Raw genomic sequence first — 23,526 nt, 5'->3', positions numbered from 1 at the left:
TGTTCGGGTTGAGTATCGAGCAAATGTCGCTAGTTCCCGTGATGTGGGAGTTGTTGCCCCCGAGGGCATTTCCGCCCTCGGGGACCGAATCGGCTCACTGCGCCAGGTCGTCGACCGTCGCAGCCTCGTTGCGGGACAGGTTGATGCCGAGATTCGCCGCGGCACGCTCGAGGTCCTCGTCATCGCCGTCGCGCATCTCGATCGCGGCGCCGTCGGAGGACAGCACCTCGACGTTGAGGCACAGCGACTGGAGTTCCTTGAGCAGCACCTTGAACGACTCGGGGATGCCCGGCTCGGGGATGTTCTCGCCCTTGACGATCGCCTCGTACACCTTCACGCGGCCCACCACGTCGTCGGACTTGATGGTGAGCAGTTCCTGCAGGGTGTAGGCGGCGCCGTAGGCCTGCATGGCCCAGCACTCCATCTCACCGAAGCGCTGACCACCGAACTGCGCCTTACCGCCCAGCGGCTGCTGGGTGATCATCGAGTACGGGCCGGTCGAGCGCGCGTGGATCTTGTCGTCCACCAGGTGGTGCAGCTTCAGGATGTACATGTAGCCCACCGCCACCGGATACGGGAACGGCTCGCCGGAGCGGCCGTCCAGCAGGACCGCCTTGCCGTCGGCGTTGACCATGGTCTCGCCGTCGCGGTTGGGCAGGGTCGAGCCGAGCAGACCGGTCAGCTCCTCCTCGCGGGCGCCGTCGAACACCGGGGTGGCGATATTGGTGTCGGCCTCCTGGCCCCACATCTCCTCCGGCAGGTTCGCGGCCCACTCGGGAGTGCCTTCGACCTTCCAGCCCGCCTTGGCAATCCAGCCCAGATGCGTCTCCAGCACCTGGCCGATGTTCATACGACGGGGCACACCGTGGGTGTTGAGGATGATGTCGACCGGGGTGCCGTCGGGCAGAAACGGCATGTCCTCCTTGGGGAGGATCTTGCCGATGACGCCCTTGTTGCCGTGGCGACCGGCGAGCTTGTCACCGTCCTGAATCTTGCGCTTCTGCGCCACATACACGCGCACCAACTCGTTCACACCCGGCGGCAGATCATCGTCGTCCTCCCGGGAGAACACCCGAATACCGATCACCTTGCCCGACTCACCGTGAGGCACCTTCAGCGACGTGTCACGCACCTCGCGCGCCTTCTCACCGAAGATCGCCCGCAGCAACCGCTCCTCCGGCGTCAGCTCGGTCTCACCCTTCGGCGTCACCTTGCCCACCAGAATGTCACCATCACGCACCTCGGCACCGATGCGCACGATGCCGCGCTCGTCGAGATCGGCCAGGACCTCGTCGGAGACGTTCGGGATGTCGCGGGTGATCTCCTCGGCGCCGAGTTTGGTGTCGCGGGCGTCGATTTCGTGCTCCTCGATATGGATCGAGGTGAGCACGTCCTCCTCCACGAGGCGCTGCGACAGGATGATCGCGTCCTCGTAGTTGTGACCCTCCCACGGCATGATCGCCACCAACAGGTTCTTACCCAGCGCCATCTCACCGTTCTCGGTGCACGGGCCGTCGGCCAGAACCTGGCCCTTCTCGACCCGCTGGCCCTCGTCCACGATGGGACGCTGGTTGGCGCAGGTGCCCTGGTTGGACCGGGCGAACTTGCGCATGCGGTAGCTGCGGCGGGTGCCGTCGTCGTGCATGACGGTGATGTAGTCGGCCGAAACCTCTTCCACCACACCGGGCTTCTCGTTCACGACCACGTCGCCCGCGTCGACGGCGGCGCGCAGCTCCATGCCGGTGCCGACCAGCGGCGACTCGGAACGGATCAGCGGCACGGCCTGACGCTGCATGTTCGCGCCCATGAGGGCACGGTTGGCGTCGTCGTGCTCGAGGAACGGGATCATGGCGGTCGCCACCGACACCATCTGGCGCGGCGAGACATCCATGTAGGTGACCTCGGTCGGGTCGACGTACTCCATCTCCTCGTTGCCGCGGCGCGCGAGCACCCGCTCCTCGAGGAAGTTGCCGTTCGCGTCGACCGGTGAGTTCGCCTGGGCGCGGACCTCGCGGTCCTCCTCGTCGGCGGTGAGGTAGCGGACCTCGTCGGTGACGCGGCCGTTCTCGACCCTGCGGTACGGGGTCTCGATGAAGCCGAACGGATTGACCCGCGCGTACACCGACAGCGAACCGATCAGGCCGATGTTCGGGCCTTCCGGGGTCTCGATCGGGCACATGCGGCCGTAGTGCGAGGGGTGCACGTCGCGGACTTCCAGACCGGCGCGCTCACGGGACAGACCGCCCGGGCCCAGCGCCGACAGGCGGCGCTTGTGAGTCAGGCCCGACAGCGGGTTGTTCTGGTCCATGAACTGCGACAGCTGCGAGGTGCCGAAGAACTCCCGGATCGCCGCCGTGATCGGGCGGATGTTGATCAGGGTCTGCGGCGTGATGGCCTCGACGTCCTGGGTGGTCATGCGCTCGCGCACGACCCGCTCCATGCGGGACAGGCCGACGCGGAGCTGGTTCTGGATCAACTCGCCGACGGTGCGCAGGCGACGGTTGCCGAAGTGGTCGATGTCGTCGACGTCGACGGGAACCTCGGTGCCGCCGGGCACGGTCATGACCTTCTCGCCCTGGTGCAGGCGGACCAGGTACTCGATGGTGGCGACGATGTCCTCGCGGGTCAGCACCGAGCCCACGACCGGCTCACCGGAGTGCAGGCCCAGCTTCTTGTTGACCTTGTAGCGGCCGACGCGGGCCAGGTCGTAGCGCTTCTCCTTGAAGAACAGGCCCTCGAGCAGGTTCTGCGCGGACTCCTTGGTCGGCGGCTCGCCCGGGCGCAGCTTGCGGTAGATGTCCAGCAGCGCCTCGTCCTGACCGGCGGTGTTGTCCTTCTCCAGGGTGGAGATCATGATCTCGGAGAAGCCGAACCGGTCGACGATCTCCTCGGTGGTCATGCCGAGCGCCTTGAGCAGGACCGTGACCGGCTGACGGCGCTTGCGGTCGATGCGCACGCCGACGGTATCGCGCTTGTCGACGTCGAATTCCAGCCAGGCGCCGCGGCTCGGGATCACGCGGACGCTGTGCAGCAGCTTCTCGGTGCCCTTGTCGATGGACTCGTCGAAATACACGCCGGGCGAACGGACCAGCTGCGACACGACAACGCGCTCGGTGCCGTTGATGATGAACGTGCCCTTGTCGGTCATCATCGGGAAGTCGCCCATGAAGACCGTCTGCGACTTGATCTCACCGGTGTTGTTGTTGATGAACTCCGCGGTGACGAACAGCGGCGCCGCGTAGGTCATGTCCTTGTCCTTGCACTCCTCGATGGAGGCCTTGACCTCCTCGAAGCGCGGGCCGGAGAAGGACAGGGACATGGCACCGGAGAAGTCCTCGATCGGCGAGAGTTCCTCGAGCACCTCCTCGATCCCACCGAACGGGTCGACGTCGCCACGGGCGATCGCCCGCTCACGCCAATCCGGGGAACCGATCAGCCAGGCGAACGATTCGGTTTGTAGATCGAGAAGACCCGGAACCTCGAGAGGCTCACGGATCTTCGCGAAAGACACCCGCTTCGGGGCTCCGGGGATACCGGCCTTGGTCTGGGTGGAGACTGCCAAGATGCGTCCTTCCAGCACCTCACGCGCGTCGCGTGGTGGTCCGCGACCGTCGCTTGTCTGCTACAGATTCCGCTGGTCACACCCCGAACGAAACCCGAACAGCAAAAAACGGAAGTAACACCGAGGTGGTGGAACTTTCGTAGTGCGATCAAGGTATGGACAGGAGGCAGCCAGCGCAACGTCCAAACCTACACCCATACAGAGTGGGTGTCAAAGTACCACCGGGGGCGAGTTCCTGATGTTCGGCGCGCCGACCCGTCTTCGCTGGCTGCGTTGAGGGCCGTCGGCTGCGTCGCGAACCCGGGCACTCGACCCTGTGACAGCTGCCGCTGTTGTGAATAGCGTGACGGCTCGGACGGGACTCGTCAAGTGGCGAGGCCGCGCAACGCCCCGCGAGATCGCCTGTGGCGCTGGTAAATCACCCGCTGACCTCAGCGATCGGGCAGGTCACTGGCCAACCAGCGGCCATCGACCCGATCCAGGCGGATCAAGATCGGACCGGTCATGCTCTGCTGCGCCACGCCGTCCTTGGTGACCCCAACGGTCATATTGACCAATAATTCGGCGTGATCCTTGGTGAGCAACGTCACACCGATCGGGTCGTTGCGCACCGTGGCCTTGGTGTCGGTCTGCTGCACGGCCTGGGCCACGGTGTCCAGGTATTTGTCCGAATCGGCGAGCGCCTTGCCGGTCAGCACCTTCTTCGCGGCGTCCTTGTATCCGGCCAGGTTCTTGGCGTCGGTGCCGTAGACGGTGGACAGGATCTGCGAGGCCGCGTTCTTGACCTGTTCGGTCTCGGCGTTGTCGACGAAGGCGCGGTTGTTGTAGTCGACGCCGGGGCGCAGCGCGGCGATCCCGGCGAAGATCGCCAGCAGGACCACGGCCACGATGCCGAGAACCAGCGATCGGCGCGGCGAGGACCAGCGCAGTGCGCGCGGGCGCGGTAAGCGCGGCCGCCGGGACGCGGCGGGCGGCGTGTCGGCGATGCTCGCGCGGCGGGCGTCGGCGGCGGTGGCGCGCCCGGCCACGCGGCGGGCCGGCGTCTTCTTCGCGGGATTCTTGGCGGCCGTGGCCCTGGTGGACCCGGCGGGGCGGCGGCGGGAGGTGACCCGATTGACCGGTCGGCGCGACTCCATCATCGATACCTCCTACGATCCCGGCTGCGGCGCGGGCGCGGCCGGGGCGGGCGCGGGGGGCGGCGGCGGGGCCAGCTGGCCCTGCCCGTCCAGCGGGACCGGGTCGCCGACCGACTGCACCTGCTCGGCCTTCCACACGCCACCGGCCTTGGCCATGTCGACCGCCCAGGTGAAGCGCAGCTTGTCCGCGGGTTTGCCCGGTCCGGCCGAATCGACCTCCAGCACGATCAGCGTCGAGGCGTGGTCGCGTTCGCTGTTGAGCTCGGTGACCGACGCGCCGATCACCTTCGAGGTCACATCGACCCCGGCCGCGACCGCGCGCTGCTTCATCTGGTCCTTGTTCTTGTCGGCGGTGTCGAGCAGGGTGCCGGTCATCGAGGACCGGGCCAGCGCCAGCGAACCGTCGACATCGCTCATCTTCATCGAGGTGATGTTGAGCGCGGCCTGCCGGGCGCCGTCCAGGGCGGCATCGCGGGCCGCGGCCCGCGGACCGTCGGTGAAGAACGCGGCCCGCACCCAGCCGACGCCGAACCAGACGGCCGCGGCGAACACCGCCACGACCACGATCACGGCCAGGACCGTCCGGACCCGCTCGCCGATGCGTGGCAATCGGCCGGCGCGCGGGGCGTCGGCGGCCGATCGTTCGGCGTCCGCGGACATTTCGGACACGGGCGGTGGTACCTCGGTGATGCTGTCAGAGCTCACAGCGACACCCTAGCGTCGTCGAATTTCCGGTCACTTGCGCCCACGTCGTCCTCACCGCTTCGGAGTCACTCCCATCAGCGTGGCCAGCTGCACGGCCACGGGGGCCATGTCCAGCTTGTCCGGGTCGGTCTTCGGGGTGTTGTCCCACGGCTGCGGAATGCTCGGGTCGGCCAGCTCGGCCCGCTCACCGCCGCGCACCGCGGTCGGATTACCAAACGGCACAGTGCATTTCGCGGCCGTATTGAACGGGAAATCGTCGCGGGTGTCGTCGAAGTTCGGGTTCTGCGCCTTCATCCGCGCCAGGATCTGCTGGGTGCCCTCGTAGCCCTGGGTGCAGGCGGGCGGATTGTTGGTCTCGAGCACCAGGCCGAAGTGGCTGGTGCCGTCGGCGTTCGCGCTCACCGAGCCGCCCCACGACAGAATCGGCAGCATCTGCAGCAGCGGCTTGAGCGCGTAGTACTTCGGCGAGACCGACAGCAGCAGCAGGCGCAGATTCGCCAGGTCCTTGGTCAGCGGGTCCGCGCTCTGCTTCAGCAGCGCATCGATCGAGCGGCCCGCGTCGGTGCCCGTCCCGATCAATCGGCGCAGGTCCGGATCGTTGGCCTTCAGCTGCACCGACAGCTTGTCGAGGCCGTCGCTGAACTCCCGGATCGAACTGGACTGATCGACCTGGGTGCCCAGTACCGTCTGCGCGTCGTGGATCAGGTCCACGGTCTGCCGGATCGAGTCCACGCCGGTCTGGGAGAATTTGTTCAGCGAGTCGACCAGCACCCGCAGGTTGTCGCCCTGCCCGTCGAACGCCTTGCCCAGCTCGGTCACCGTGCTGCTCAACGCCTTCAGATCGGTGGTGCTCGCGAAGTGGTTCACGCTGGCCAGCAGGTCCTCGACGTGGATCGGGGTCTGGGCGCCGTCGATCACCGAGCCGTCGTGCAGGTAGGGCCCGCCCGACGAGGTCGGCTGCAGGTCGACGTACTGCTCGCCGATGGCGGATCGGTTGGCCACCACGGCCTTCGCGCTCGACGGGACCTTCGGCTTGCCCGAATCCAGCTCCAGCACGATCACCACGCCGTCGGGCGTGATGTCCTGGCTGTCGACCCGGCCGACCGGGACGCCGCGATAGGTCACCTCGGCGCCCTTGGACAGGTTGCCGGTCTCCTTCGCCTTCACCCGCACCTGATACTGGCCGAAGCCGAGCATGTGGTCCAGGTGAATGTACCTGGCGCCCACGAAGACCACGCCGAGCACGGCGATCAGCGCGAACGCGATCAACTGGGTGCGTACCAACCGACTCATCGCGGACCACCCACTCCCAGTTGCTGCAGAATCGCCCCGAGCGGATCGTTCGGGTGTGCGGCCGTCGGCGCGGCGACGGCCGGGGGCAGCGGCAGCAGCGAGATCGTCGGCCAGCCCGGACGCGGGCCGTTGCCGTTGTAGTACGGGTTCGACGGATTGACGGTGATCGGGCCGTCCGGCGGCACGTACACCGGATCCGGTTTGCCCACACCGAGATTCGACAGCGTGGTGCCGATCTGCAGGTCCACCGACAGCCAGGTGTTGACCTGACCGCCGAACGCGGACTTGATCGACTCGTCCGGGAACGGATAGGTCGGGATGAGCGGGAACGCCGTCACCAGATCCGGTGCGGCCCGGCCCAGTTCCTGCAGCGTCGGGCGCAGCGCCCGCAGGTCGCGGATCAGGTTGTCCTTGGACCTGTCGAGAATGTCGAAACCGGCCTGGCCCACCCGGTCCAGCTGCTTCAGCAGCCCGATCAGCTGCGGGCGCTGCTCGTCGAGAATCTTGATGCCCGCGGGCAATTCGTCGAGGATCTTGCCGATCTGGTCGGTCTGCTGACCCACCCGGCTCGACAGCGTGCCCAGCCCGTCCAGGGCGTGGTCGATGTCGTCGACCTGCTTGTTCAGCCCGTCGATCAGGCGGTTGGCCTGATCCAGCAGCGAGCGCACCTTGTCCTCGCGGCCGCCCAGCGCCTTGTTCAGCTCCACCACGATCGGCTGCAGCTGCGCGACGCCGCCGCCGTTGAGCAGCAGCGACAGCGCACCGAGCACCTGCTCGACCTCGGTGGCGTGCCGGGTCCGGTCGACGGGGATCACCGCGCCGTCGCGCAGCCGATCCGACGAGGCGTCCTGCGGGGGCGCGCTCAGCTCGATGAACTTCTCGCCCAGCAGATTCGACTGCTTCACCTGCGCGAGCGCGTTGGCGGGTAACCGCACCGAGTTGTTCACCAGCGTGTGCACGCTGGCCGTCCAGCCGTCGGGCGCGACATCGATCTTGTCGACCCGACCCACCGGCACACCGTCCACCTTGACCGCGGACTGCGGGACCAGATCCAGCACGTCGTCGAAGCGCACGTCGATATGCAGCGGATGGTCACCGACATTCGCGCCACCGGGCAGCGGGACGCTGTAGATGCCGTCGGCGGCGCAGGACGAGATCAGCAGCGTGGACACGCCCACTACCGTCGCCGCGCCGAAAGCTCTTGCGACCCTTCGCCTCATCGCTGTCCACCTTCCTGCTGGGACGGCGGCTGCTGGTTGGACGGCGTGCCCGGAACCGTGCCCGGCACCGGCGCGCGCTGCTCGTTGTCGCCGGACATGATGCCGAAGGGCAGGATCAGCGTCGGGCTCTTCACCCCGGCCGTGATCTGGTCGGTGATCGCCTTGCAGTGGTCCAGGATCGGCCGCATCTGACGGCCGATCGCGTCGAACTTCGGATCGCCGGGCCGCAGCTTGCTCAGGTCCAGCATCTTGCACACCACACCGAACGGGTCCTGCAGGTCGGGGAAGTTGGGCCGCATGTCCAGCGTGCCGGACTCGGCGTTGTGGACGTTGATCAGGTTGCTCAGCGCCAGCGGCAGCACCGGCAGCGCCTTGGCCAGGTCGTCGCGCTGATTCGCCAGCGTCGCGGTCAGCTTGGTGAGCGCATCGGCGTTGCCCGCCACCAGATCCCGGTTGTTGTCGATGAACCGGGCGACGTCGCCGAGCGCGACCGACAGCAGATTCAGCGCCTGCCCCAGGTCCTGCCGCTCCCCCGCCAGGAATCCGGCCAGATCGCCCAGCTGCGTATTGAACTGCCGCACCTGCTGATCGTTGTCGGCCAGCGTGCGCACGAAGACCTGCAGGTTCTTGATGGTGTCGAAGATGTCGCCGCGCGCGTCGGACAGATACTGCGCCGCGTGCGACAGCTGCGTGAGGCTGTTGGCCAGGGCGTCGCCGTTGCCGGAGAAGTTGGCCGAACTGGTCCGCAGCAGTTCGTTGAGCGAGCCGTCCTTGTTGGCGCCATTGGGGCCCAACGCATCCGAGAGCTGCGTGATGCTCTTGTACAGCCGGTCGACCTCCACCGGGGTGGCGGTGTGATCCCGCGCGATGGTGGCGTCGCGCCCCATCTTCGGGCCGCCCTTGTAGACCGGCGTGAGCTGAATGAACCGGTCCGACACCACCGACGGCGTGATCTGCGCGGCCCGCGCGTCGGCCGGGATGTTGTACTTCCGGTCCACGTGCATGGTGACCTTCACCTGATCACCCTGCGGCACGACCGAATCCACCGAGCCCACCGGCACACCCAGGATGCGCACGTCCGAACCCTGGTAGATGCCGATCGACTTGTCGAAGTACGCGGTGATCTTCGTGGTGTTGAACTGATCGAACAGCCACCACAGCACGCCCGCGAGCACGACGGCCGCGGCCGTGCCGAGCGCGATGAGAACCTTGGTGCCGCGGCTGGATTCGCGCAGCGCGGTCAGTGGATCCCGGCGAGCGGCCTGCATCAGTTGCCTCCCAGGGTCCGGATCGGCGGACGATTACCCGGAACGTCCGGCAGTGCGGGCGGGATGAGGTTGGTGATCACCGCGTCGAACCAGCGCCCGGTGCCGAGCACGTTGGCGTACAGGCCGTAGAACGGGGCGGCCAGCGTCAGCGTCTTGGAGATGTTCTGCTGGTTGTCGTTGAGCATCTCGATCGACTTCTTCAGGTTGGTCAGCGCCGGGCCGATCTGCTGCTCGTTGTCGTGCACCAGGGTCGACAGCTGCGCCGCAACGGATTTGGCGCCGGTCAGCAGCTGCTGTATGGCCTGCTGGCGCACGTTCAACTCGGTCAGCAGCTGACCGCCGTTGGCCAGCAGCCGCTCGAATTCGGCGTTGCGGTCGGCCAGCACCTTGGTGGTCTGGTTGGTGGCGGCGAACAGCTTCTTCAGCTGCTGGTCGCGCTTGGCCAGGGTCTCCGACAGCCGCGCCACGCCGTCGATCGAGCCGCGGATCTCCGGCGGCGTGCCGGAGAACGCGTCCGACAGCACCCGCATGCTGGTGGCCAGCTGGGCGGTGTCGGTCTGCTCGATGTCCTTGGCGGCGTCGCTGAAGGCGTCCACCACGTCGTACGGGGATACCGTGCGCGACAGCGGGATTCGCCGCGACGGATCGGCGGCGTGCGCGCCCTTGGGGTCCAGCGCCAGATACTTCTGCCCGAGCAGGGTCTTGATCTGGATGGAGGCGGTGGTCTCGTCGCCGACCCAGGCGTCCTTGGTGCGGAAGTCGACCAGCACCCGGTCACCGTCGAGGCGCACGTCCGAGACGTCGCCGACCTTCACCCCGGCGATGCGGACCTCGTTGCCCTTGCGCAGCCCCGCGGCCTCGGAGAACTCCGCGGTGTATTTGGTGCCCGCGCCGATGATCGGCAGGCGGTCCAGGAAGAACGACGACACCGCGATCAGCAGCACCAGGAACAGGCCCAGCGCGCCCATGAAGGCCGGACTGCGCTTACCCAAGACGAGCCGCTCGTCCATCAGCGACCACCCTTCCCATGGCACCGCGGCGCGGGGTTGGTGTACACGGGCTGGTTCACCGTGGGCATCCCGGTCGGCAGGTTCAGCGTCGGCGTCGACTGCGGATCACCGGGCCCGGCGACGACGTCGATGCCGCACAGATAGAACTGGAACCAGGAGCCGTAGCTGGCCGCGCGGCCCAGCTTCTCCATCTTGATCGGCAGGTTCTTCAGCGCGTCGTTCACCTCGTCGGACCGCGAATTCAGTTCGCCGGTCAGCTGATTGAGGCCCGCGATCGAGCCCTGCAGGGTCGGCACGGTGGGCACGAGCAGGTCGCTGGTCGCCGAGGCCAGATTGCCCAGCGACTGCACGGCCGAACCGATCGTGCCGCGCTCGGCGTTGAGCCCGGTCACCAGCGCCTCGGTGTTGACGATCAGGTCGTTGAGCTGGCCGTCGCGCGAATTGACCGCGTCCAGAACGGCATTCAGGTTGTTCACGATCTGCCCGATCACCGCGTCCTTGTCGGCGATCCTGTTCGTCAGGCTCGCGGTATTGGATACCAGGTCCTTGATGGTGCCGGACTCGCCCTGGAAGACCTGGATGATCTCGTAGGAGAGCTTGTTCACGTCGTCGGCGGTGAGGGTCTGGAACAGCGGGCGGAACCCGTTGAACAGCGTGGTCAGATTGAGCGCCGGGCGGGTGTGGTCGAGCGGAATCGTGCCCCCCGCGTTGAGCTTGCGGCCCTGCTGCCCGGCGCCCTGCTCCAGCGCGATGTAGCGCTGCCCGACCAGGTTGCGGTAGCGGATGGTGGCGATGGTGGAGGCGGGCAGCCAATTGCGGTCGCTGAGTTCGAAACTCACCTCGGCCTGGTCGCGGTCGACGACCGACACCTTGGTCACCTTGCCGACCCGCACCCCGGCGATGCGCACCTCGTCCCCCGGATTCAGCGAGGTCACATCGCTGAACCGGGCCTTGAACGCGTTGCCGCCGCCGGAGTAGTTGGCGATGGTCAGGCCCAGCAGCGCGGTCGCGACCAGCGTCACCGCCACGAACAGCAGCAGCTTGGTCAGCGGCCCGCCCAGGCCCCGAAGCCATCCGTTCATCGCACACTCACCTCGCTTCCCCGTAGTGACGGCGCCGCGATCCGGCTGATCCAGCCGGGCACCTGCTCCGGGTTCACCCCGTGGGCCGCGCCGATCACCGCGCCGACGGCGTTCTGCTCGGCCGGGGATCCGGCCAGGGTCGGCGTGTTCTTGCCGTACACCGAGAACTGCGCGGGCGGCAGCTGACCGGCGTTCTGGTCACCCGGATTGCGGCTGGGCACCGGGTAGGAGCCGTCGTCGAACGGCTTGGCCGGGTACTGGCCCGCGTCCACGCCCAGCGGCGGTTCCGGGAAGCACACCGGGCCGCGGGTGTCGAGCCAGCGCGGCTCGTCCTGATTGGGCAGGTACCGGCCGCGGGTGTTGACGATCTGGACCGTGACCCGCGAACCCGGCGTGTCGGTGCCCTTGCCGAAGATCCGGTCGATGCGCGGCTTGATCTGGGCGAAGTTCCGCATCGCGCAGGCATAGCTGGGCGAGTAGGTGGCCAGCAGGGTCAGCGCCTCCCGGGAGTCGGCGGCCACGTCGATGATGTTGTCGTGGTTGGCCAGCAGGAAGTCGGCCGTGTGCGAGGAGGTCGGGGTCAGCACCGAGTACAGCGTGTCCAGCTGCGAGCGCTTCTGCACGATCGTCGCGTTGGTGGTGCGCAGGTTGTCGAAGGTGTCGACCAGCTGCGGCAGCGCGTCCGAGTACAGGTCGGCCACCTGCGCGAAGCTGCGAATGTCGTCCTGCAACACGGGCATCACGCCGTTGAGGTCGCGGAAGATCGTGTCCAGCCGATCGATGGTGTGGCCCAGTTCGGCGCCCTGGCCGCCGAGCGCCTGCGACAGCGCGCCCAGGGTGGAGGCCAGGTACTGCGGCGGAATCGCCTGCAGCAGCGGCATCACCGAGTCCAGCAGCTGGCTCACCTCGACGGCGTTGCCGCTGGCGTCCTGCTGCAGGGTCATGCCCGCCCGCAGCCGCTGCGCGCTGGGCTGCTGCGGCCACACCAGATCCACGTAGCGCTCGCCGAACAGCGTCTTGGGCAGCAGCCGCGCGGTCACGTTGGACGGAATCTCGCCCGCCTTCTCGGGATCCAGCGCCAGGTGCAGGGTCACCTTGCCGCCCGCGGACTCGCTGGAGCGGACCTCGCCCACGGTGACGCCGCGCACCTTCACATCCGCGTCGCGCGTCAACGCGTTCCCGACGGTGTCGGTGATCAGATCGACCCGAACGACTTTCGTGAAAACCTTGTTGTAGATCATCACCGTGGTGCTGAGGAACAACGCCATCACCACGAAGAACAGCACGCCCAGGGTTCGTTTGCGCAGCGTTTCCGTGGACCGCCAGAACTGCACACCGCTCGCGCTCATCCGGCCACCCGCACGGTCGTCGTCGTCCCCCAGATAGCAAGGCTGAGAAAGAAATCGAGAATATTGATGAGCACGATGGAGGCGCGCACCGCGCGGCCGACGGCCACGCCGACACCGGCCGGGCCACCGGTCGCGGTGTAACCGTAATAGCAGTGGATCAGGATGATCACGAATGCGAAGACGAGCACCTTGAGGAACGAATACAACACGTCCTCGGGTGGCAGGAAAAGACTGAAATAGTGGTCGTAGGAACCGGTGGACTGCCCGTTGAACCACACGCTGATCTGCCGGGATGCCAGGAAGGTGCCGAGCAGGCCGACGATGTAGAGCGGGATCACCGCGACGAAGCCCGCGATCACCCGGCTGGTCACCAGGAACGGGATGCCGGGCACGGCCATCACCTCGAGCGCGTCGATCTCCTCCGAGATCCGCATCGCGCCCAGCTGCGCGGTGAATCCACAGCCGACCGTCGCCGACAGCGCCAGCGCCGCCACCAGCGGGGCCAGCTCACGGGTGTTGATGTAGCCGGTGAGGAAGCCGGTCAGCACCGAACTGCCCAGGGCGTCCAGGGCTTTGAAGCCCTGCAGGCCCACGACCACGCCGACCGAGGCCGACATCATCACCACCACGCCGATGGTGCCGCCGATCACCGCCAGCGCGCCGGAGCCGAAGGTCACCTCGGCCAGCAGCCGCATGACCTCCTTGCGGAAGTGGACGACGGTGCGCGGAATCCAGGCGATGGCCTTGGAGTAGAACGCCATCTGATCGCCGGCGCGATCGATCACGTTCACCGGGGCCCGCAGCGCGGAACCGATCCGGCGCAACTGCTTGGACAGGACCGGGGGACGTTGTGCGACAACCATGCTCAGGATCCCTTGGCCGGGACGACCTGCAGGTACACCAACGTCAGCACCAGATTGACGAAGAAGAGCACCAGGAAGGTGATCACCACGGACTGGTTCACCGCGTCACCCACTCCTTTCGGTCCCCCCTTCGGATTCAAACCCTTGTAGGCGGCGATCACGCCCGCGATCAGGCCGAAGAGGAGGGCCTTGAGCTCGCCGATCCACAGGTCCGGCAGCTGCGCCAGCGCCGAGAACGAGGATAGGTAGGCGCCCGGCGTACCGCCCTGCAGCAGCACGTTGAAGAAGTAGCCGCCGCAGATGCCGACCACCGACACCAGGCCGTTGAGCAGCAGGGCGACCAGCATCATGCCCAGCACGCGCGGCACCACCAGCCGCTGCACCGGGTCGATGCCGAGCACCTCCATCGCGTCGATCTCCTCGCGGATGGTGCGCGAGCCCAGATCCGCGGCCACCGCCGAACCGGCGGCGCCGGCGATGATGAGCGCGGTCACGACCGGGGCCGCCTGCTGGACGGTTGCCAGCACGCTCGTAGCGCCGGTGAAAGCCTCGGCGCCGAGCTGTTTGATGAGTGAACCGGTCTGCAACGCCACCACGGCGCCGAACGGGATTGCCACCAGCGCCGCGGGGAGGATCGACACACTCGCGATGAACCACGACTGTTCGACGAACTCACGCCACTGGAATGGCCGACGAATTGTCTTGCGGCCTACGTCGAGTAATAGCGCAAAGATATTGCCGGCCTGTGCAAAACCCGACTCGACCGGGGTGCGCAGCCGTGCCAGGGTTTGATTCACGGTCGCGTATGTTACCCGTTGGTTGTGTTGTGGCGCACGGTGGAGTCGTATGTGCCGCCCTGATATTCCGGAGCGTTGCCGGTATAGACGGGAAGGACTTGTGTATCGCCGTTCTGATCCATGGATTCACCGATGGCGACCTGCGCCGCATGCGGCAGCGTGTGCATGATTTCCATCACCCGCGCACGGCGGCGTTCGACCGCCTGGCGCACCGGCATTCCGGGCTGGGCCTTCATCTGCGGTGGGATACCTTCGATCTCGTCGACACCGTTGTCGTAGTGGCCGGCGTCGGCGAGCGCCTGCTCGCGCGCCATCTGGGCCTCGTCCTTCTCCTCGGACATGCCGATCGGGCCGATCATGCGGCCGTTGAGGAACTGCTTGACCACCGGCTCCTCCGAGGTGAGCAGCACCTCGCGCGGGCCGAACATCACCAGCTGGCGGCGGAACAGCATGCCGATGTTGTCCGGAACCGTCCGGGCCAGGTTGATGTTGTGGGTGACGATCAGGATCGTCGCGTCGATCTGGGCGTTGATATCGATCAGCAGCTGCGACAGATACGTGGTGCGGACCGGGTCCAGACCCGAGTCGGGCTCGTCGACGAGGATGATCTGCGGGTCGAGCACCAGGGCGCGGGCCAGACCGGCGCGCTTGCGCATACCGCCCGAGATCTCGCCCGGCAGTTTGCTTTCCGCGCCGAGCAGACCGGTCAGCTCGAGCTTCTCCATGACGATCTTCTTGATCTCGGATTCGCTCTTCTTGGTGTGCTCGCGCAGCGGGAAGGCCACGTTGTCGAACAGATTCATCGAGCCGAACAGCGCGCCGTCCTGGAACAGCACGCCGAACAGTTTGCGAATCTCGTAGAGCTGCTTGTTGGTACAGGTGGTGATGTCGGTGCCGTCGACATAGATGGAACCGCGCTCGGGACGCAGCAGGCCGATGAGCGACTTCAGGAAAACGGACTTACCCGTGCCGGAGGGGCCGAGCAGGGCGCTCACCTCTCCCTGCGGCAGCGTGAGAGTCACGTCCTGCCAGATTCGCTGCGAACCGAAAGACTTGGTGACCCCTTCGGTCCTGACCTCGACGCCCACGCCAACCTCCACAATTTCTTCGACGAGCGCCCACCGACCCGCGCCACCGAAACCTGGGGCTGGTGTGACGCGTCGCACTGGGGTGCGGCCACTGTATCGCATGCCGCTGGCGCAGCACACCCTACCTGACTCATCGGTAGAAAACTCACCGCACCATCCCCGAATAACGAAAAAAGGGCGGCCCCACATGGGACCACCCTTTTTCGAGCAGTAAATTACTGCAAATTACTTGACCGAGACCTTGGCGCCGGCCTCTTCCAGCTTCGCCTTGGCAGCCTCGGCGGCCTCCTTGGCGACCTTCTCCAGCAGCGGCTTCGGCGCGCCCTCGACGAGGTCCTTGGCCTCCTTCAGGCCCAGGCCGGACACGATCTCACGGACGACCTTGATGACCTGGATCTTCTTGTCGCCGGCACCCTCGAGGATGACGTCGAACTCGTCCTGCTCCTCGGCGGCCTCGGCCGGGGCGGCAGCGCCGGGGGCGGCGGCGACGGCGACCGGAGCGGCGGCGGTGACCTCGAACTTCTCCTCGAACTTCTTGACGAAGTCCGACAGCTCGAGCAGGGTCATGTTGCCGATGGTCTCGAGCAGCTCGTCAACGTTGGCCATGGTGTTTCCTTTCGGTGATGCTTGGCTCCCCGGTTCGGCGGGGAAAAGCGTTGGGGGGTGGACTTATTCGGCGTCGGCGGCCGGAGCAGCCTCGGCGCCGCCTTCGGCGCGCTTCTTGTCCTCGAGCGCGGCGAACAGCCGAGCGACCTGGCCGGCGGGCGCGGCGAACAGCCCGGCCGCCTTGTACAGGTTGCCCTTCATGGCGCCGGCCAGCTTGGCCAGCAGCACCTCGCGGGACTCCAGGTCGGCGATGCGCTCGACCTCGGCCACGGACAGCGCGGCGCCGTCCATGTACCCGCCCTTGATGACAAGGGCCTTGTTGTCCTTCGCGAAGGTCTTCAGCGCCTTCGCGGCCTCGACCGGCTCACCGGTGATGAAGGTGATCGCGGTCGGACCGACGAACAAGTCATCCAGGCCAGCGACGCCCGCCTCGGCGGCCGCGAGCTTGACCAGGGTGTTCTTGGCGACGGAGTACGTGGCGTTCGCACCCAGGTTGCGGCGCAGCTCGGTGAGCTTGCCGACCGACAGGCCACGGTATTCCGTGACCACGGCGGCGGTCGAGCCCTTGAACTGCTCGGCGATCTCCGCAACCGCGGCGATCTTCTCGGAGTTTGCCATACTTCGCCTCCTCTCTGGATGTTCGGTTCGTGGTGCGCTACCGACTCCGGAGGACGAGCCCGGCGACAAAGCAAACGCCCCGGACGCAGGGCGTCCCGGGGCGTAGAAGAAACTCGTGGCAGGCGCGGCCGTGGGCCATGCTCTGCGGTTGTCTCCCGACCTCGGCTCTCCCTGCGTGGGCCGCCGGCAATATCGCCGGACCTTCGACTGCCTCGCGGCAGCGACCAACGGTCTTCGGTAGAACGATGGGGGTGATCGCCGAACTGGCCGACGACCGTTGTCCAGAATAGCGGAGGCCCGCCTATCTGCCAAAACGGGGTGGATTCCGGCCAAAAGCATGCCGGAATCAGGACGGTCACCACTCTCCTGTTCCCGGCATGCTTTTGGCCGGGAACTCCACCAAATACGAAGGGCCGGTACGAATTTCGTACCGGCCCCTCGAAGGCTCTGCTACGCCTCAGCCTCTTCGGTGAAGTTGCGGGTGCGGTTCGGGTCCACCGGGATGCCCGGGCCGGTGTTCGTCGAAATCGTCACCTTCTTGAGGTAGCGGCCCTTCGCGGTCGAGGGCTTCACACGCAGGATCTCGTCCAGCGCGGCGCCGTAGTTCGCCGCCAGCTTCTTCTCGTCGAAGGAGGCCTTGCCGATCACGAAGTGCAGGTTGGCCTGCTTGTCGACGCGGAAGTTGATCTTGCCGCCCTTGATGTCGTTGACCGCCTTGGTCACATCGGGGGTGACGGTGCCGGTCTTCGGGTTCGGCATGAGCCCACGCGGGCCCAGCACGCGCGCGATGCGACCCACCTTGGCCATCTGGTCCGGGGTGGCGATCGCGGCGTCGAAGTCCAGCCAGCCGCCCTGGATGCGCTCGATCAGGTCCTCGGCGCCCACGGCGTCCGCACCGGCGGCCTCGGCCTCGATGGCCTTGTCGCCGACCGCGAACACGATGACGCGGGCGGTCTTACCGGTGCCGTACGGCAGGTTCACGGTGCCGCGCACCATCTGATCGGCCTTGCGGGGATCGACACCGAGACGGATCGCGACCTCGACGGTGGCGTCGGTCTTGGTGGTGGCGGTCTCCTTCGCCAGCTTGGCGGCCTCCAGCGGGGAGTACAGCTGCGACTGGTCGACCTTGGCGGCCGCCTCGAGATAAGCCTTGCTTCGTTTTGCCATGATTCTCTGTCCTTGTCTCAGTTCAGAAGTGGTACGGGACTGGCCGTCCCTCCCACGGATCCCGGCACACCCGAAACTCATGTTCCCGGCGTGACACCCGAAACTCATGTTCCCGGCATGCTTTTGGCCGGGATCACTCGGTGACGGTGATACCCATCGAGCGGGCGGTGCCCGCGATGATCTTCGCCGCCGCGTCGATGTCGTTGGCGTTCAGGTCTTCCTGCTTGGTCTTGGCGATCTCGCGGACCTGGTCCATGGAGACCGTGGCGACCTTGTTGCGGTGCGGCTCCGGCGAGCCCTTCTGCACACCGGCGGCCTTGAGCAGCAGCTTGGCGGCGGGCGGGGTCTTCAGCTTGAAGCTGAACGAGCGGTCTTCGAAGACCGTGATCTCGACCGGGATGACGTTGCCGCGCTGCGACTCGGTCGCGGCGTTGTACGCCTTGCAGAACTCCATGATGTTGACGCCGTGCTGACCCAGCGCCGGGCCGACCGGCGGAGCCGGGTTGGCCTGGCCGGCCTGGATCTGGAGCTTGATGAGCCCAGCGACCTTCTTCTTCTTCGGGGGCATCTTTCTTCCTTGGTTAGGTTCCTTACGGACTTCCGTAAGCCTTCTCCGGGACGCGCGCGAAGGGAGGGGCCGATCGCAGGGATCGCCGCCGAAAACCTAAGCGCAACCCGGCAAGTCTAGTAGCAGGTCGTCCGGGGGCCACGAGCGCCCCCGGAGTCGATCAGATCTTGGCGACCTGAGTGAACGCGAGTTCGACCGGGGTCTCGCGGCCGAAGATGGAGACCAGCACCTTCAGCTTCTGCTGCTCGGCATTGACCTCGGAGATGCTGGCCGGCAGCGTGGCGAACGGACCGTCCATGACGGTGACCGACTCGCCGACCTCGAAGTCGACCTCGATGGTCGGCTTGGGGGCGATATCGACGGCGGCCTCGCCCGCGGCACCGGAGGCGGCGGCCGCGGCGGCGGGCTTCTTCTGCTGCTGCTCGGCGGGGACCAGGAACTTCACCACGTCGTCGATGGTCAGCGGCGAGGGCCGGGAGGTGGCGCCGACGAAACCGGTGACGCCCGGGGTGTTGCGCACCGCGCCCCACGACTCGTCGTTGAGGTCCATGCGGACCAGGATGTAGCCCGGCAGCACCTTGCGCTGCACGTTCTTGCGCTGGCCGTTCTTGATCTCGGTGACCTGCTCGGTCGGCACCTCGACCTGGAAGATGTAGTCCTCGAGGCCCAGGTTCTGCACGCGGGTCTCGAGATTGGCCTTCACCTTGTTCTCGTAACCGGCGTAGGAGTGGATGACGTACCAGTCGCCGGGGGCGCGCCGCAGCGCGGACTTCATCTCCGCGACCGGATCGGAAGGGGCGTCGTCAGCGACGGGCTCCGCAGCCGGCGCGGAGTCCTCGACGGTCTCCTCGGCGATGGGCTCGGCCACCGCGTCGTCGACCGGGAACTCGTCGTGTGTGCCGTTCTCCGGGGTGCTCACTGGGCACTCGCTTCCTGTGTCGTCAACTAACATCCTCTGCGCGCCGGAGGTGAATCCGGCGGGTGGTGCCGCCTCCTTGTTCGGGACGGTGACCGGCGCCGATGGTCAGCTAGCCGAACAGCCAGTTGACACCCTTGATCAACGCCAGATCCAGTCCGGCGATGAACGCGACCGTGAAGACCACGAACACCAAGACCACGCTCGTATAGGTGACCATCTGCTTGCGGTTGGGCCAGATCACCTTGCGCAGTTCCGCGATCACCTCTCGCAGGAACCTCACCAGGCGCTTGAACGGATTACCGCCGCGCCCGGCCTTCTTCTTGTCGGCCGTCCGGTCCGTCTTGCGCGCGACCTGGGGCCGATCGATGGTGGCGACCGCACCGGTATCGGCCTCGGACGAGGTACGAGCCCGTCGAGCCGAGCGCTTACCGCTCGGTCGGACGCTCACGGCGGTGCCATCGTCCTCGGCGTCGTGTGCGCCGTGGCGAGTGTCTCGCTCGTCGCTCACGTCGATCCTCTTCTCTCGTCGCTGGCATCCAGTGCAGGGGCGACAGGACTTGAACCTGCAACCTGCGGTTTTGGAGACCGCTGCTCTGCCAATTGAGCTACGCCCCTTTGGCTGGACGTCTGTGGGTTATCCAGCACCATATTCTGTTCAGTTGTATGGGGACCACATAACATGCGCGCCGCCCATTCAGAGCAGCGCGCAGCGGCTGGTGACCCCAGATTCCCGAGTGTACGTTACCGCCCCATCCGACCGCCAATCGGGGATGTTTTCGCTGTCAGGCGAGTTGCACTGTGGCCGTGGCACGCCCGAAGATGCGGCGCCCCTCGGACTTCGCCGTGATGGCGACGACGGCGGTGCGGGTCTGCGGGTCCATCGACTTCACCTTGCCGGTGTATTCGATCTCCGCGGGCGCGTCGGCGGGCACGTACACCATGGAGGTGAAGCGAACGTTGTACTCCTTGACCGCGCCCGGATCGCCCAGCCACGAGGTGACGAAGCCGCCGCCCAGGCCCATGGTGAGCATGCCGTGCGCGACCACGTTGTCCAGGCCGACCCGCTTCACCATCTCGTCGCTCCAGTGAATCGGGTTGGGGTCGCCGGAGACTCCCGCGTAGTTCACCAGGTCGCCGCGGGTGAGCTGCACGATCCGCGTCGGCAGCTCGTCGCCCTCGGAGACGTCCTCGAAGCGGAGGGCGTGCTTGCTCGGCGCGACCGCCGGGGCGGTGGCGGCGGGAAGGGACTCGCTCACCGGGGCGACCGTGCGCGGGCGGTGGTCCGGCGGCGCGATGCCGCCCTGCATCAGCACGTTGCGCGCGATGTCGCGCAGGTTCGGGTCGATGTCGACGCCGCTGCGACCGGCCAGCGTGGTGTAGGTGGTGAGGACCAGCTCGTCGCGCGAGGTGACGATGTTCTTGGTGACGATCATGTCGGCGCCGCCCGGGGCCTGCCGGAACGAGTGCAGGTAGACGTCGCAGACCAGCTGATCGCCGACCTGGATCGGGCGGTGGAATTCCAGCGTCTGGTCGGCCTGCATGATCTGGCTCAGGTCGTAGCCGGTGACGACCTTCTCGAAAAGCTTGGTCTGGGCCAGGATTCCGACCAGGGAGATGAAGGTCAGCGGCGCCAGCAGGCCGTTGTAGCCGTACTGCTGGGCGAGGTTCTCGTCCCAGTGCACGGGGTGGTAGTCCTGCACGGCGCGGGCGTACTCGCGCACCTTCTCGCGGCCGACCTCGTAGTAGTCGTCCACGCGGTAGTGATGGCCGACCATGGCCGCGGCGTGGGCGGCGGGGTCGAAGGCTTCGTCCGTTTCGATCGCTTCGGCTTCGGTGTTGATTGTCACGGAAGGCTGTCCCTATCTGACCCCGCTACCGGAGTCGGCGGAGCGCTCACTACCGCACTTACACCAAGTGCCGGAGCGGGTGATACCTGCTCCGGCACGATCCCTACGCGGCAGCTTGCACGCGAGGAGAAGTTAGCGAGATTCGCGGTGCGCCCGGTGCGTGCCGCAGTTCGGGCAGAACTTCTTCAGCTCCAGCCGATCCGGGTCGTTCCGGCGGTTCTTCTTGGTGATGTAGTTGCGGTGCTTGCACTGCTCGCAGGCCAAGGTGATCTTTGGCCGGACATCGGTGGACTTCGCGGCCACGATATGCCTTCTTTCCGGTCAACCTAGAGGGTCAATCAGTATGGGTAGCGATGGCCGGACTCGAACCGGCGACACAACGATTATGAGTCGTTTGCTCTACCGCCTGAGCTACACCGCCTTACATGCGCGGTATGCGGAGGCAACGGCCCCGGTCTTGGAGTGCCGAGTCGGTCACCACCGGCAATCCGGCGAGCCCCCTAACGGAATCGAACCGTTGACCTTTTCCTTACCATGGAAACGCTCTGCCGACTGAGCTAAGGGGGCATGACTACAACCGCTCCGAGTCACGATCGCTCGCACCCGGGGCGCCGAAGCCTTGAACGAGGTTACACATACACCCGGCGTTGCTCCAAACCGGCTGTTCAGAGCCGGTTTTCAGAACCGACGGCGGTAGTGGGCCGGAAGCGACGACCCGCAACCCGGAAGCAACTGCCCCCTGCGGACCCCTTGCAAACAAATGACCCCTGTGGACGAAGTCCACAGGGGCCGTGAGGTGGCACGTGAAGGATTCGAACCTCCGAAGCTTTCGCGGCTGATTTACAGTCAGCTCCCTTTGGCCACTCGGGCAACGTGCCGTACCCGCGCTGTTCGAGCGCGCTGAGAAGGATACAACGAACCCGGGTGCGAGATGCAAACCAGCTGGCTACCGGGGTGCCGGGCGACTAACGTCGGCCCGCCGGGGTAGAACTGCTGCGATAGCAACCCAGCCCGTCAGACAGGAGCGCAGTGTGGCCGATTCGTCATTCGATGTCGTCAGCAAGGTCGATCGTCAGGAGGTCGACAACGCGCTGAACCAGGCGGCCAAGGAGCTGAACACCCGCTACGACTTCCGCGGTACCGGCGCGAGTATCGAATGGTCCGGCGAGGAGAAGATCGTGTTGTCGGCCGAGTCGGAGGACCGGGTCAAGGCGGCGCTGGAGGTCTTCAAGGAGAAGCTGATTCGCCGCGACATCTCGCTGAAGGCCTTCGACGCCGGCGACCCGCAGGCGTCCGGAAAGGTGTACAAGATCACAGGAAATCTGGTGCAGGGCATCTCCCCGGACAATGCGAAGAAGATCGCCAAGAAGATTCGCGACGAGGGTCCCAAGGGCGTGAAGGCCCAGATCCAGGGCGAGGAGCTGCGCGTCAGCGGCAAGAAGCGCGACGATCTGCAGGCCGTCATCGCGCTGCTGAAGAACGGCGATTTCGACGTCGCCCTGCAGTTCGTGAACTACCGGTAGTTCCGGGGACCCCCGGCCATCTGCTCCAGGCGGGCGATCCGGTCCGCCATCGGCGGGTGGGTGGAGTACCACCGCGCCATCCGGTCGCCGGTGCGGAACGGGTTGGCGATCATCAGGTGTGACTGGGCGGTGAGCTGCGGCTCCGGCGGCAGGGGGGCCGCCTGGGTGCCGCGCTCGAGCTTGCGCAGGGCCGAGGCCAGCGCGAGCGGGTCACCGGTGAGGGTCGCCCCGTCCTGATCGGCCTGATATTCGCGGGAGCGGGACACGGCCAGCTTGATGAGCGTGGCGGCGATCGGGCCGAGCAGCGAGACCAGCAGCACGCCGATGATGTTGGGGCCCTCCCCGTTACGGTTGCCGCCACCGAAGGCGGTCGCGAAGAAGGCCAGGTTGGCCAGGCCGGAGATGACCGCGGCCAGCGCACCGGCGACCGAGGAGATCAGGATGTCGCGGTTGTAGACGTGCGAGAGCTCGTGCCCGAGCACCGCCCGCAGCTCCCGCTCGTCGAGGATCTGCAGGATGCCGCTGGTGCAGCAGACCGCCGCGTGTCGCGGACTGCGGCCGGTGGCGAAGGCGTTGGGGGCGTTGGTCGGGCTGATGTACAGCCGGGGCATGGGTTGGCGGGCGGCGGTCGCGAGTTCGCGCACGATCCGGTACATGACCGGCGCCTCCAGCTCGGAGACCGGCTGCGCGTGCATGGCCCGCAGCGCGAGCCTGTCGCTGTTGAAGTAGGCGTAGGCATTCATGCCGACGGCCAGCAGAATCGCGAGCAGCAGAATGGCCGGACTGCGGAACATCGCCCCGGCGACCACGATCAGCGCCGACAGACCCACCATCAGCCCGAAGGTTTTCAGTCCGTTCGCATACCCCTGCCCGTGCATCGCACCTGCCTCGCTCGGTTGCATTAC

General features: G+C 66.6%; 22 protein-coding genes and 4 tRNA genes. 1 reads left to right on the top strand and 25 read right to left on the bottom strand.

Annotated features, from left to right (window positions below):
- Window positions 1–94 precede the first annotated feature (94 nt).
- The 24 genes from rpoB to HPY32_RS23960 form a co-directional block, all read right to left on the bottom strand.
- Window positions 95–3,580: a DNA-directed RNA polymerase subunit beta gene (gene rpoB, locus HPY32_RS24075; protein WP_067594136.1), complete on the bottom strand. Its 3,486-nt coding sequence runs from the start codon at window positions 3,578–3,580 to the stop codon at window positions 95–97.
- Between the two features lie 413 nt (window positions 3,581–3,993).
- Window positions 3,994–4,701 (bottom strand): hypothetical protein, encoded by a 708-nt coding sequence (locus HPY32_RS24070; protein WP_231951883.1) that lies wholly within the window; start codon window positions 4,699–4,701, stop codon window positions 3,994–3,996.
- Between the two features lie 9 nt (window positions 4,702–4,710).
- A complete protein-coding gene (locus tag HPY32_RS24065) occupies window positions 4,711–5,403 on the bottom strand; it encodes a hypothetical protein (protein ID WP_171983036.1) in 693 nt (230 codons plus the stop codon).
- Between the two features lie 51 nt (window positions 5,404–5,454).
- On the bottom strand, window positions 5,455–6,696 hold the full coding sequence (locus HPY32_RS24060; protein ID WP_067594147.1) for an MlaD family protein: 1,242 nt from the start codon (window positions 6,694–6,696) through the stop codon (window positions 5,455–5,457).
- Window positions 6,693–7,916 carry an MCE family protein gene (locus tag HPY32_RS24055; RefSeq protein ID WP_067594151.1) on the bottom strand — a complete coding sequence of 408 codons (1,224 nt, stop codon included), beginning with the start codon at window positions 7,914–7,916 and terminating at the stop codon, window positions 6,693–6,695. The genes HPY32_RS24060 and HPY32_RS24055 overlap by 4 nt, the downstream gene beginning before the upstream one ends.
- Entirely contained in the window at window positions 7,913–9,184 is a 1,272-nt protein-coding gene (locus HPY32_RS24050) for an MCE family protein (protein ID WP_067594154.1), read from the bottom strand. The genes HPY32_RS24055 and HPY32_RS24050 overlap by 4 nt, the downstream gene beginning before the upstream one ends.
- Window positions 9,184–10,194: an MCE family protein gene (locus HPY32_RS24045; protein ID WP_067594157.1), complete on the bottom strand. Its 1,011-nt coding sequence runs from the start codon at window positions 10,192–10,194 to the stop codon at window positions 9,184–9,186. The genes HPY32_RS24050 and HPY32_RS24045 overlap by 1 nt, the downstream gene beginning before the upstream one ends.
- Window positions 10,194–11,276 carry an MCE family protein gene (locus HPY32_RS24040; RefSeq protein WP_067594160.1) on the bottom strand — a complete coding sequence of 361 codons (1,083 nt, stop codon included), beginning with the start codon at window positions 11,274–11,276 and terminating at the stop codon, window positions 10,194–10,196. The genes HPY32_RS24045 and HPY32_RS24040 overlap by 1 nt, the downstream gene beginning before the upstream one ends.
- Entirely contained in the window at window positions 11,273–12,625 is a 1,353-nt protein-coding gene (locus tag HPY32_RS24035) for an MCE family protein (RefSeq protein WP_067594163.1), read from the bottom strand. Before HPY32_RS24035 ends, HPY32_RS24040 begins: the two co-directional genes overlap by 4 nt.
- Entirely contained in the window at window positions 12,622–13,488 is an 867-nt protein-coding gene (locus tag HPY32_RS24030) for an MlaE family ABC transporter permease (protein ID WP_067594165.1), read from the bottom strand. The genes HPY32_RS24035 and HPY32_RS24030 overlap by 4 nt, the downstream gene beginning before the upstream one ends.
- 2 nt (window positions 13,489–13,490) lie before the next feature.
- A complete protein-coding gene (locus HPY32_RS24025; protein ID WP_067594166.1) occupies window positions 13,491–14,285 on the bottom strand; it encodes an MlaE family ABC transporter permease in 795 nt (264 codons plus the stop codon).
- Window positions 14,286–14,296: 11 nt separating this feature from the next.
- Entirely contained in the window at window positions 14,297–15,373 is a 1,077-nt protein-coding gene (locus HPY32_RS24020; RefSeq protein WP_195117221.1) for an ABC transporter ATP-binding protein, read from the bottom strand.
- A 225-nt stretch (window positions 15,374–15,598) separates the two neighbouring features.
- A complete protein-coding gene (gene rplL, locus HPY32_RS24015) occupies window positions 15,599–15,979 on the bottom strand; it encodes a 50S ribosomal protein L7/L12 (protein ID WP_067594170.1) in 381 nt (126 codons plus the stop codon).
- A 63-nt stretch (window positions 15,980–16,042) separates the two neighbouring features.
- Entirely contained in the window at window positions 16,043–16,597 is a 555-nt protein-coding gene (rplJ, locus tag HPY32_RS24010) for a 50S ribosomal protein L10 (RefSeq protein ID WP_067594172.1), read from the bottom strand.
- Between the two features lie 450 nt (window positions 16,598–17,047).
- A complete protein-coding gene (gene rplA / locus HPY32_RS24005) occupies window positions 17,048–17,764 on the bottom strand; it encodes a 50S ribosomal protein L1 (RefSeq protein ID WP_067594175.1) in 717 nt (238 codons plus the stop codon).
- Between the two features lie 133 nt (window positions 17,765–17,897).
- A complete protein-coding gene (gene rplK / locus HPY32_RS24000) occupies window positions 17,898–18,332 on the bottom strand; it encodes a 50S ribosomal protein L11 (protein ID WP_067594177.1) in 435 nt (144 codons plus the stop codon).
- Between the two features lie 160 nt (window positions 18,333–18,492).
- Window positions 18,493–19,251 (bottom strand): transcription termination/antitermination protein NusG, encoded by a 759-nt coding sequence (gene nusG, locus HPY32_RS23995; protein ID WP_098697827.1) that lies wholly within the window; start codon window positions 19,249–19,251, stop codon window positions 18,493–18,495.
- 109 nt (window positions 19,252–19,360) lie between these two features.
- On the bottom strand, window positions 19,361–19,759 hold the full coding sequence (secE, locus tag HPY32_RS44800) for a preprotein translocase subunit SecE (protein WP_067594182.1): 399 nt from the start codon (window positions 19,757–19,759) through the stop codon (window positions 19,361–19,363).
- A gap of 34 nt (window positions 19,760–19,793) precedes the next feature.
- A tRNA-Trp gene (locus HPY32_RS23985) sits at window positions 19,794–19,866 on the bottom strand.
- Between the two features lie 167 nt (window positions 19,867–20,033).
- Window positions 20,034–21,098 carry a fused (3R)-hydroxyacyl-ACP dehydratase subunits HadA/HadB gene (locus HPY32_RS23980; protein WP_067594184.1) on the bottom strand — a complete coding sequence of 355 codons (1,065 nt, stop codon included), beginning with the start codon at window positions 21,096–21,098 and terminating at the stop codon, window positions 20,034–20,036.
- A gap of 132 nt (window positions 21,099–21,230) precedes the next feature.
- Window positions 21,231–21,401 (bottom strand): 50S ribosomal protein L33, encoded by a 171-nt coding sequence (gene rpmG, locus HPY32_RS23975; protein WP_011211653.1) that lies wholly within the window; start codon window positions 21,399–21,401, stop codon window positions 21,231–21,233.
- 45 nt (window positions 21,402–21,446) lie between these two features.
- Window positions 21,447–21,519 (bottom strand) — tRNA-Met (locus HPY32_RS23970).
- A gap of 73 nt (window positions 21,520–21,592) precedes the next feature.
- Window positions 21,593–21,665, bottom strand: a tRNA-Thr gene (locus HPY32_RS23965).
- A gap of 230 nt (window positions 21,666–21,895) precedes the next feature.
- A tRNA-Tyr gene (locus tag HPY32_RS23960) sits at window positions 21,896–21,976 on the bottom strand.
- A 153-nt stretch (window positions 21,977–22,129) separates the two neighbouring features.
- Here HPY32_RS23960 and HPY32_RS23955 point away from each other — a divergent pair.
- Complete coding sequence (locus HPY32_RS23955) at window positions 22,130–22,621, top strand: YajQ family cyclic di-GMP-binding protein (RefSeq protein WP_067594186.1); 492 nt, start codon at window positions 22,130–22,132, stop codon at window positions 22,619–22,621.
- Here the strand turns inward: HPY32_RS23955 and htpX are convergent.
- Window positions 22,612–23,499 carry a zinc metalloprotease HtpX gene (htpX, locus tag HPY32_RS23950; RefSeq protein ID WP_067594188.1) on the bottom strand — a complete coding sequence of 296 codons (888 nt, stop codon included), beginning with the start codon at window positions 23,497–23,499 and terminating at the stop codon, window positions 22,612–22,614. The genes HPY32_RS23955 and htpX overlap by 10 nt on opposite strands.
- Window positions 23,500–23,526: the final 27 nt, after the last annotated feature.

Source organism: Nocardia terpenica (assembly GCF_013186535.1).
GTDB classification, from domain to species: Bacteria; Actinomycetota; Actinomycetes; order Mycobacteriales; family Mycobacteriaceae; genus Nocardia; species Nocardia terpenica.
This window is presented reverse-complemented; position numbering and strand designations above follow the sequence as displayed.